Annotated in this window: 4 protein-coding genes and 1 tRNA gene; all 5 read left to right on the top strand. The window is 67.6% G+C overall.

Annotation, left to right across the window (positions count from 1 at the left end; translation table 11 throughout):
• Window positions 1–141 precede the first annotated feature (141 nt).
• Window positions 142–4,602: a glutamate synthase large subunit gene (gene gltB / locus C998_RS0111430; protein ID WP_018871003.1), complete on the top strand. Its 4,461-nt coding sequence runs from the start codon at window positions 142–144 to the stop codon at window positions 4,600–4,602.
• Window positions 4,603–4,771: 169 nt separating this feature from the next.
• Window positions 4,772–5,368, top strand: a complete 597-nt coding sequence (locus C998_RS0111435) for a Uma2 family endonuclease (RefSeq protein ID WP_018871004.1) — start codon at window positions 4,772–4,774, stop codon at window positions 5,366–5,368.
• A 204-nt stretch (window positions 5,369–5,572) separates the two neighbouring features.
• Complete coding sequence (gene dnaG / locus C998_RS0111440; protein ID WP_026279592.1) at window positions 5,573–7,375, top strand: DNA primase; 1,803 nt, start codon at window positions 5,573–5,575, stop codon at window positions 7,373–7,375.
• Between the two features lie 188 nt (window positions 7,376–7,563).
• Window positions 7,564–9,447, top strand: coding sequence for an RNA polymerase sigma factor RpoD (gene rpoD / locus C998_RS0111445; protein ID WP_018871006.1), 1,884 nt, complete (start codon window positions 7,564–7,566; stop codon window positions 9,445–9,447).
• A gap of 121 nt (window positions 9,448–9,568) precedes the next feature.
• Window positions 9,569–9,645 (top strand) — tRNA-Ile (locus C998_RS0111450).

The raw sequence follows: 9,645 nt of genomic DNA on the forward strand, positions 1-9,645 counted from the left end.
CGCCGGCCCCGGGCAGGGCTGTCCACTCCACCTGCGCGTGTAATTGCACCCCTCCGGTTTGCCGGAACACGATCATTCCGGTATATTCCTGCGCCCCTTTTTCCAGCCTGGTGCATACGCACCACGACCGGAGGCCTATCGATGCAGCAGACCCGACTGACCGGCACCCTCCATCGCCCCGAATTCGAACGCGACAATTGCGGATTCGGCCTCATCGCACACATGGACGGGCAGGCCAGCCACTGGGTACTGGAAACTGCAATACGGGCTCTCGAACGGCTGACGCATCGCGGCGCGATCGCCGCCGACGGCAAGACCGGCGACGGCTGCGGCCTGCTGATGCGGACCCCCGAACCGTTCCTGCGCCAGCTCGCGGATGAAGCCGGCATCGCGCTGGCCGAACGCTTCGCCGCCGGCCTGGTGTTCATCAACCCCGAGGCGATCGCCGAGACCCGCGCCGCGGTGGAAGACGCCCTCGACCGCGGCGGCCTGACCCTGGCCGGCTGGCGCGAAGTTCCGGTCGACCCCGACGCCTGCGGGGCGGAAGCCCTGCGCACCCGGCCGCACGTCCTCCAGCTGTTCGTCAATGCCCCGGCGGAGATGGACGGCGACGCCTTCGAACGCGCGCTGTACGTCGCGCGACGGCGCGCCGAGATGGCGATGGCTTCGGACCCGGTGTTCTACGTGCCGAGCCTGTCGGCGCGGGTACTGTCGTACAAGGGTCTGGTGATGCCGGCCAACCTGCCGGTGTTCTACCCCGACCTGCAGCGTCCGGAGCTGGAAACCGCGATCTGCGTGTTCCACCAGCGCTTCTCCACCAACACCTGGCCGCAGTGGGGCCTGGCCCAGCCGTTCCGTTTCCTCGCGCACAACGGCGAGATCAACACCGTGCAGGGCAACCGCAACTGGGCGGTCGCGCGTCAGCACAAGTTCGCCAATGAACTGCTGCCGGAACTGGCCGAGCTGGAACCGCTGGTCAATCTGGAAGGCTCCGATTCGCAGAGCCTCGACAACATGCTCGAGGTCCTGCTGGCCGGGGGCATGGACCTGTTCCGTGCGATGCGCCTGCTGGTCCCGCCGGCATGGCAGAACGTCGCGCACATGGATCCGGATCTGCGCGCGTTCTACGAGTACAACTCCATGCACATGGAGCCCTGGGACGGCCCGGCCGGCATCGTGCTGACCGACGGCCGCTACGCCGGCTGCACCCTGGACCGCAACGGCCTGCGCCCGGCGCGCTACGTGATCACCAAGGACCGCCATATCACCCTGGCCTCGGAGATCGGCGTGTACGACTACGCCCCCGAGGACGTAGTCGCCAAGGGCCGCCTGAAGCCCGGACAGATGCTCGCCGTGGATACCGAAACCGGCGATCTGCTGCAGCCGGAGGACATCGACCGGATCAACCGCAAGCGTCAGCCCTATCGCCAGTGGCTGCGCGCGCAGGTGCACCACCTGAAAAGCCAGCTGGACGACAACCAGCTGTTTTCCGGTGAGCCGATGCCCGCCGACCGCCTGGAGACCTACGAGAAGCTGTTCGACGTCACCTTCGAGGAACGTGACCAGATCCTGCGCGTACTGGCCGAGGCCGGCCAGGAGGCCGTCGGCTCGATGGGCGACGACACCCCGTTCGCCGTGCTGTCGCAGCAGACCCGTTCGCTGTACGACTACTTCCGCCAGCAGTTCGCCCAGGTCACCAACCCGGCGATCGATCCGCTGCGCGAGAGCATCGTGATGTCGCTGGAGACCTGCTTCGGCCGCGAGCAGGGGCTGTTCGAGGAAACCCCGGAACACGCCCACCGGCTGGTGGCGGATTCTCCGGTGCTGTCCGAGGCGAAATTCCGCGAACTGTGCAACGCCACCGACGATGCCTTTCGCGTTGAACGCCTGGACCTCAACTACGACCGCCAGCACCACGGCCTCGAATCGGCGCTGAAGCAGCTCACCGAAGACGCGGTACAGGCGGTGCGCGACGGCGCCGTGATCCTCGTACTATCCGACCGCGCGATCGATCGCGAGCGCCGGCCGATCCCCGCGGCGCTGGCAGTAGGCGCGGTGCATCACGCCCTGATCGCCGCACGCCTGCGTACCGATGCCAACATCGTCATCGAGACCGCCACCGTGCGCGACCCGCACCACTTCGCGGTCCTGATCGGCTATGGCGCGACCGCGATCTACCCCTATCTCGCCTACTCCGCGCTGCACGGCATGAGCGAATCCGGGGAAATCCCCGGGGTGGACGCCCTTACCCTGGCGCAGAACTATCGCAAGGGGATCAACAAGGGCCTGTTCAAGATCCTGTCCAAGATGGGGATCTCGACCATCGCCAGTTACCGCGGGGCCCAGCTGTTCGAGATCGTCGGTCTCGCCGACGAGGTTGTGGAGACCTGCTTCAAGGGCACCACCAGCCGCATCCGCGGCACCCGTTTTGCCGATATCGAGGAAGACCTGGATACCCTCGCACAGCGTGCCTGGAATCCGCGCAAGGCGCCCAAGCAGGGCGGGCTGCTGAAGTACATCCACGGCGGCGAATACCACGCCTACAACCCGGACGTGATCCAGACCCTGCACCGCGCGGTGCAGTCCGGTGACTACGGGGTGTACCAGGAATACGCAGCCCTCGTAAACGAACGCCCGGTGGCGACCCTGCGCGACCTGCTCAAGCCGCGCGAGGACATCGAGCCGATCGAGGTCGACGAGGTCGAATCCGAGGCCGACATCCTGCCGCGTTTCGACTCCGCCGGCATGAGCCTGGGCGCGCTGTCGCCGGAGGCCCATGAGGCTCTCGCCACCGCGATGAACCGCCTCGGCGGGCGTTCCAACTCCGGCGAGGGCGGCGAGGCCGTCTCCCGATACGGCACCGAGCGCATGTCCAAGATCAAGCAGGTGGCCTCCGGCCGCTTCGGCGTGACCCCGCACTACCTGGTCAACGCCGAGGTGCTGCAGATCAAGGTCGCCCAGGGCGCGAAGCCCGGCGAGGGCGGCCAGCTGCCGGGCCACAAGGTCAACAAGATGATCGCCGAGCTGCGCTATTCGAATCCGGGCGTGGCCCTGATCTCGCCGCCGCCGCATCACGACATCTATTCCATCGAGGACCTGGCGCAGCTGATCTTCGACCTCAAGCAGGTCAATCCGGATGCGCTGGTCTCGGTGAAGCTGGTCTCCGAGGCCGGCGTCGGCACCGTGGCCGCGGGTGTGGCCAAGGCCTACGCCGATCTGATCACCATCTCCGGTTACGACGGCGGCACCGGGGCCAGCCCGCTGACCTCGGTCAAGTACGCCGGCACCCCGTGGGAACTGGGCCTGGCCGAGACCCACGCGACCCTGCGCGGCAACGACCTGCGCGACAAGGTGCGCCTGCAGACCGACGGCGGCCTGAAGACCGGGCTCGACGTGATCAAGGCCGCGATCCTCGGCGCGGAGAGCTTCGGCTTCGGCACCGGCCCGATGGTCGCGCTGGGCTGCAAGTACCTGCGCATCTGTCACCTGAACAACTGTGCGACGGGTGTCGCCACGCAGGACAAGGTGCTGCGCATGAACCACTTCATCGGCCTGCCCGAGATGGTCATGCACTACTTCCAGTTCGTCGCCCGCGAGACCCGCGAGTGGATGGCGAAACTGGGCGTGCGCAGCCTGACGGACCTGATCGGCCGTACCGACCTGCTCGAGGTCCTGCCGGGCGAAACGCCCCGGCAGCAGCACCTGGCCGTCGACCGCCTGCTGGAGACCGGTGACCTGGACGACAAGCCGCGCTTCTGCAAGGAGCCGAAGAACGAGCCGTTCGACAAGGGCGAACTGGCCGAACGGATGGTCGCGGACATGCTCGACGCCATCGAAAACAAGTCCGGCGGCGAGCACCACTATCAGTGCAGCAACACCGACCGCTCCATCGGCGCGCGGCTCTCCGGCGAGATTGCCCGACGCCACGGCAACCAGGGCATGGCCGAAGCCCCGCTGCAGGTACGCCTGCAGGGCACCGCCGGGCAGAGCTTCGGGGTGTGGAACGCCGGTGGCCTGCACCTGTACCTGGAAGGTGATGCCAACGACTACGTCGGCAAGGGCATGACCGGCGGCAAGCTGGTGATCCGCCCGCCGGAAGGTTCGGGCTTTGCCAGCCAGGACACCACCATCATGGGCAACACCTGCCTGTACGGGGCCACCGGCGGCAAGCTGTTCGCCGCCGGTCAGGCCGGCGAGCGCTTCGGCGTGCGCAACTCCGGGGCCATTGCGGTGGTGGAAGGCGTCGGCGACCACGGCTGCGAGTACATGACCGGCGGGGTGGTGACCATCCTCGGCGGCACCGGCGTCAACTTCGGTGCCGGCATGACCGGCGGCTTCGCCTTCGTGCTCGACCGGGAGAACGACTTCCCCGACCGCATCAACAACGAGCTGATCGACCTGCACCGCCTCGACACCGAGGACATGGAGGCCCATCGCAACTATCTCGAGGAACTCATCACCGAGTTCGTGCACGAGACGGACAGCGCCTGGGGCCGCGAGGTCCTCGAACAGTTCGACAGCTGGCAGGGTTCCTTCTGGCTGGTCAAACCCAAGGCCGCCGATCTCAGCGGCCTGCTGGCCAACCTGCGCCAGGCGGCCTGAGCAGACCCGCCCCGGGGATGCGCAGTAACCACGGGCCCCGCAAGGGGCCCGTTCTGTTTGCGGGTCCCCTCCTTACCCCGGCCCGCGTCCGCCCGGATGCCACTGGACGCGGCGGACCCGCGGGTCAATACTGGAGGGAGTCACGTCATTCGTGGTACGGAGGCAGCCGATGGGAATGGCCAACGCCCGGACGTTCACGCCGGTGGACGAATACCTGCAGGGAGAGCTGGAGACCGAGATCCGGCACGAATACGTCAATGGCACCGTCTATGCCATGGGCGGGGCCAGTCGCAATCACAACATCGTCACCATGAACCTTGGCACCGCATTGCACGCCGCCCTGCGCGGCGGTCCGTGCCAGACCTTCATGGCCGACATGAAGGTGCATCTGCGCCTGGGTGACGACGAGCTGTTCTACTATCCCGATGTCATGGTCGGCTGCGACCCGGACGACCGTCACCGCTACTATCTCGAGCACCCGCGGGTGATTGCCGAGGTGGCCTCGCCGGCCACCGAACGCGTCGACCGTCGGGAGAAACTGCTGGCCTATACCCGGCTCGACAGCCTCGTCACCTACCTGATCGTCGAGCAGCAGCGCCCGGCGGTCCAGGTCTATCGGCGAAACGCCGGCTGGGCCGCGGAACACCTCGGCGCCGAGGACCGCCTGGAGCTCCCCGAGCTGGAATGGAGCCTGCCCGTGGAGGAGCTCTACACCGGCATCGACCCCGACGCCGTCGCCGAGGACCCCGCCCCGCCATACCGCTGACCCCGCACCTGATCGGCCGGAGGGCCGGCCTCCCACGGCCCGGGCCCGCCCCCTGTGCGGTGATGTAGGAGCGCAGCCCCCTGCGCGATCCGGCGCTCCGACCGCTATCTCCGGCGGGCCAATGGTCCCTGCGGGTGCGGGCGCGGTATCATGCTCGGCCACGCCCCGTCCCGGGGCGGACTCTCCCGTCCGGCGACGAGGACCATGGCAGGCCGTATCCCGCAGGCATTCATCGACGAGCTGCTCGAGCGCACCGACATCGTGGAGGTGGTGCGCCGGCGCGTCAGCCTCAAGAAGGCCGGCAGCGAATACGCCGCCTGCTGCCCGTTCCACGGCGAAAAGACCCCGTCGTTCTACGTATCCCCGCAGAAGCAGTTCTACCACTGCTTCGGCTGCGGCGTGCACGGCACCGCCATCGGCTTCCTGATGGATTACGAGAACCTCGCCTTTCCCGAGGCGGTGGAACAGCTCGCCGAACAGGCCGGCCTGGAGGTCCCGCGCGAACACGACGACAGCCCGCGCCAGGACGCCACCGCGCCGCTGTACGCCGCGCTGGAGGCGGCGGCGGAGTACTTCGTGCGCCAGCTGCGCGAGACCCCGCGTGCGGTCGATTACCTGAAAAACCGCGGCATCGACGGCGCCACGGCGCGCGATTTCCGCCTCGGCTGGGCCCCGGCATCGGGGCTGTTGCAGGCCCTGTCGGACCGCTTCTCCCCGCAGCAGCTGGTGGATGCCGGCCTCGCCGCGCGCCGCGACAATGGCGACCTGCGCGAACGTTTCCGCGCCCGCATCATGTTCCCCATCCGCGACCGGCGCGGGCGTGTCACCGGGTTTGGCGGGCGCCTGATCGACGACGGCGAGCCCAAGTACCTCAACAGCCCCGAAAGCACGGTCTTCCACAAGGGACAGACCATCTACGGCCTGTTCGAGGCCCGCCGCGCGCAGACCCGGCTGGATCACCTGGTGGTGGTCGAGGGGTACATGGACGTGGTCGCGCTGGCCCGCAGCGGCTACCACCGGGCGGTCGCCTGCATGGGGACGGCTCTGGGACGCAGCCACTTCGACGTACTGTTCCGCCAGGTCGGCCACCTGACCCTGTGCTTCGACGGCGACGCCGCCGGACGCCGCGCCGCCTCGCGCGCGCTGGAACAGGCACTGCCGGTGATGCAGGGCATGCGTGAGGTCCGTTTCCTGTTCCTGCCCGAGGGCGACGACCCCGACAGCCTGGTGCGCCGCGAGGGCCTCGCCGCCTGGGAACGGCTGCTGGAGCAGGCCCTGCCGCTGTCCGAGGCGCTGATCCGCCTGCTGCGCGAGGAACACCCCACCGACACCGCGGAAGGGCGTACGCATTTCGCCCACGCCGCGGTGCGCCGCATCGCCACTGCACGCGATCCGCTGTTCCGCGAACTACTGTGCGAGCGCGTCGCCGAGGAGAGCCACCTCCCGCGCGAGCGCCTGGAGGAACAGCTGCAGGCTGCCGCCTCCGCCGACGCCGGTTCCGCACGCGGGCCCGGACCCGCGTCGGGGGCCAACGCCCCGGAGATGACCGCCCGTCCACCGGCCGGCACCTCCTCACGGAGCGAGCCGGCCGGCGCCGGGGGCCGCCGCAGCTCGTCGCTGTGGGCCGCACTGCTCGCACGCATCCTGCAGCATCCGGAACTGGACTGGGACACCCCCGCCCTGCGCGAGCTGGCGGCCGCCAGCGGCGAGGCCTCCGGCACCCTCGGCCGACTGCTGGAAGCCCTGGGCGAGCAGCCGCGGCCGGATACCGCGCGGCTGCTGGAACGATTCCGCGAACACCCGCGCTTCGAACGCCTGCTGTCGCTGGCCAGCGCCGAGCTGCACGACGGCGAACACGGGATGACCCGTCAGGTCGCACTGGACGCTGCCGACCAGCTGCTGCGGCGCCACTGCCGCGAACGCATGCGTGAACTCACCGCTTCCGGGAGTCTGGATACGGAACAACGCGACGAACTCGCGCGTCTCACCTCCATCCTGCAGGGCTGAAGGCGAGACCGCGCCGCAGCCACAGCCGCAACCCATGGCCCCTTGAAATCCCCGTTCGTGCCCGCATCCATTTGATTGCACGAACCATTTTTCGCGCGCCTCGCGGGGCGAGCAATATAAGACAGTTCTGCTATAATGCAGGGTTCACTTTTCGAAGCCGAACGACGAACCTCGGAGATCAGATCGCGATGAACCGTGAAGAGCAGCAATCCCAGCTCAAGGAACTCATTGCCAAGGGCAAGGAGCAGGGATACCTCACGTATACCGAGGTGAACGACCACCTGCCCGAAACCATCATCGACTCCGACCAGGTCGAAGACATCATCGCGATGATCAACGACATGGGCATCGAAGTCCACGAGCAGGCCCCGGACGCCGACAGCCTGCTGCTGTCCGACGGTTCGGTGTCCGCCGACGAGGACGCCGAGGACGCGGTCGCCGCGCTCGCCTCCGCCGACAGCGATTTCGGCCGCACCACCGATCCCGTGCGCATGTACATGCGCGAGATGGGTACCGTGGAGCTGCTCACCCGCGAGGGCGAGATCCGCATCGCCAAGCGCATCGAAGAGGGCCTGATGCAGGTCCTGTTCGCGCTGGCCCACCATCCCGGCGCGATCGACAAGCTCATCAAGGATTACGACCAGATCGTCGAGAACGGCAGCCGCCTGACCGACCTGGTGGTGTCCTTCATCGAGCCCGACGGCACCAATGGCGAGGCCGTCGCCCGTGGCCTGGCCGAAGAGGTCGACGTCAAGGAGCAGCCTCAGCCGAAGAAGGAAGAGGCCGCCTCGCCCGAACTGGACGCCATCTCCGAGGCCGTGGACGAAGCCGACGAAGAGGCCGGCGAACCGGTGGACAACGGCCCCGACCCGGAAGAAGCCCGCCAGCGCTTCGAGAAACTGCGCGAACTGCACGCCCGCGCCCACGCCGCCTTCGAGGCCGGCGACATGGAGGCCTACGCCACTGCGCGCGAGCAGACCGCGAAGTACTTCATGGAGTTCAAGCTGGTGCCGCGCGTGGTCGACCAGCTGACCCAGGAACTGCACGAGACCATCGACCGGATCCGCAAGCACGAACGCCGGATCATGGACATGGCCGTGAACCAGGCGCATATGCCGCGCAAGACCTTCATCGACGGCTTCCCGCGCAACGAGACCAACCTCAACTGGATCCAGGAGGTCCAGAAGGAAGGCAAGGGCAAGTACGTCAACGCCCTCGGTGATCTCGAGGACGACATCGTGCGCACGCAGAAGAAACTGGCCGAGATCGAGCGCGAGGCCAGCCTCAGCATCTCCGAGATCAAGGAGATCAACCGCCGCATGTCCATCGGCGAGGCCAAGGCCCGCCGCGCCAAGAAAGAAATGGTCGAGGCCAACCTGCGCCTGGTGATCTCCATCGCCAAGAAGTACACCAACCGCGGCCTGCAGTTCCTCGACCTGATCCAGGAAGGCAACATCGGCCTGATGAAGGCGGTGGACAAGTTCGAATACCGCCGCGGCTACAAGTTCTCGACCTACGCCACCTGGTGGATCCGCCAGGCCATCACCCGCTCCATCGCGGACCAGGCCCGGACCATCCGCATCCCGGTGCACATGATCGAGACCATCAACAAGCTCAACCGCGTCTCCCGCCAGATGCTGCAGGAGATGGGCCGCGAGGCCACGCCGGAAGAGCTGGCCGAGCGCATGGAGATGCCCGAGGACAAGATCCGCAAGGTGATGAAGATCTCCAAGGAACCGATCTCCATGGAGACCCCGATCGGCGACGACGAGGACTCCCACCTGGGCGACTTCATCGAAGACGAAAAGGTCGCCTCCCCGACCGAGTCCGCCGCGCAGGAAAGCCTCACCGAGGCCACCCGCGAGATCCTGTCCACGCTGACCCCGCGCGAGGCCAAGGTCCTGCGCATGCGCTTCGGCATCGACATGAACACCGACCACACCCTGGAGGAGGTCGGCAAGCAGTTCGACGTGACCCGCGAGCGCATCCGCCAGATCGAGGCCAAGGCCCTGCGCAAGCTGCGCCACCCGACCCGCGCGGAGCTGCTGCGCACCTATATGGACGCCGAATAACCGGTGTCCCCGCCCGTCCCGCAGACGGGCCAGCCCTCCACGATGCGGCGCCCTGCCCCCTCGGGGTAGAATGGCGCCGCTGTCGTTTGCGGCCCCGCGCCGCAGACCCACCCGAGCACCCGGGCCTGTAGCTCAGTTGGTTAGAGCAGAGGACTCATAATCCTTTGGTCGTCGGTTCGAGTCCGACCGGGCCCACCA

Origin of the sequence: Thioalkalivibrio sp. ALgr3, from assembly GCF_000377325.1 — a bacterium.
Lineage (GTDB): Bacteria > Pseudomonadota > Gammaproteobacteria > Ectothiorhodospirales > Ectothiorhodospiraceae > Thioalkalivibrio.

What these genes read in the sequence shown, in the direction of transcription:
- gltB (WP_018871003.1), top strand. Translation starts at nt 142, where the DNA reads ATGCAGCAGACCCGACTGACCGGCACCCTCCATCGCCCCGAATTCGAA.
- C998_RS0111435 (WP_018871004.1), top strand. Translation starts at nt 4,772, where the DNA reads ATGGGAATGGCCAACGCCCGGACGTTCACGCCGGTGGACGAATACCTG.
- dnaG (WP_026279592.1), top strand. Translation starts at nt 5,573, where the DNA reads ATGGCAGGCCGTATCCCGCAGGCATTCATCGACGAGCTGCTCGAGCGC.
- rpoD (WP_018871006.1), top strand. Translation starts at nt 7,564, where the DNA reads ATGAACCGTGAAGAGCAGCAATCCCAGCTCAAGGAACTCATTGCCAAG.